General features: G+C 75.8%; 1 protein-coding gene and 1 pseudogene. Both read right to left on the reverse strand.

Annotated features, from left to right (window positions below):
• Positions 1-32: 32 nt before the first annotated feature.
• The gene (locus tag HW445_RS32580; RefSeq protein WP_180224337.1) at positions 33-557 is read right to left on the reverse strand and encodes an O-acetyl-ADP-ribose deacetylase; all 525 of its coding nucleotides are present in this window, start codon (positions 555-557) and stop codon (positions 33-35) included.
• A pseudogene (locus tag HW445_RS32585) lies at positions 554-1,008 on the reverse strand (NAD(P)/FAD-dependent oxidoreductase); the annotation flags it as partial. The pseudogene HW445_RS32585 and the gene HW445_RS32580, both read right to left, overlap by 4 nt.

The following is a 1,008-nucleotide window of genomic DNA, read 5'->3' on the forward strand; positions in this document are numbered from 1 at the left end:
CGCGCCGCCGCCGCCGCGACACGGCCGGGCGATCAGCCCTGGGGGACCTGCTCGGCGAAGGCCGCGAACGCCTGCGCGTCGAACAGGACGAACCTGACCTCCTCGACCGCGGTCCCGGTCTCGCGCACCGTCTCCACCGCGATGCGCGCGGCGTCCCCCAGCGGCCACCCGTACGCGCCGGCCGAGACCGCGGGGAACGCCACCGTGCGGGCACCCAGCTCGTCGGCGACCCGGAGCGACTCGCGGTAGCAGGAGGCGAGCAGCGACGGGTCGCCGGAGGAACCCTGGTACACCGGCCCCACCGTGTGGATCACCCACCGGGCGTCCAGCCGCCCCGCGGTCGTCGCGACGGCCTGTCCGGTGGGCAGGCCGCGGCCGTAGTGGGAGGCGCGCAGGGCGCGGCACTCCGCGAGGATCTCCGGTCCGCCCCGGCGGTGGATGGCGCCGTCGACGCCTCCGCCGCCCAGCAGGGAGGAGTTGGCGGCGTTGACCACGGCGTCGACGGACTGCCGGGTGATGTCGCCCTGGACCAGGGTGATCCGGGTGGTCCCGCTCATCGGTGGTTCCCCCTCAGCTCGCGCCACACCGCCTTGGCGGCGTTGTGACCGGACATGCCGTGGACGCCGGGTCCGGGCGGGGTCGCGGAGGAGCACAGGTAGACCGCCGAGTGCCGGGTCCGGTACGGGTGGAGCGTGATGCCGGGCCGCAGTATCAGGCTCAGGCCCGAGGCGGCGCCGCAGGCGATGTCGCCGCCGACGTAGTTGGCGTTGCGGGCGGCGAGCTCGGCGGGGCCGCTGATCGCGCGGGCGAGGACCCGGTCGCGGAAGCCGGGGGCGAACCGCTCCAGTTGGCGTTCGATCGCGTCGGTGAGGTCGCCGGTCCAGCCGTTGGGGACGTGACCGTAGGCCCAGAAGACGTGCTTGCCCTCGGGCGCGCGGCTCGGGTCGGCGACGCTCGGCTGGGTGGTGATCAGGAACGGGCGCTCCGGCGCCCGCCCCCCGCGGGAGG

Source organism: Streptomyces sp. UH6 (assembly GCF_013421635.1).
GTDB classification, from domain to species: Bacteria; Actinomycetota; Actinomycetes; order Streptomycetales; family Streptomycetaceae; genus Streptomyces; species Streptomyces abyssomicinicus.

Excerpts from the sequence above, each read along its gene's own strand:
- HW445_RS32580 (WP_180224337.1), bottom strand. The coding sequence starts at position 557 with ATGAGCGGGACCACCCGGATCACCCTGGTCCAGGGCGACATCACCCGG.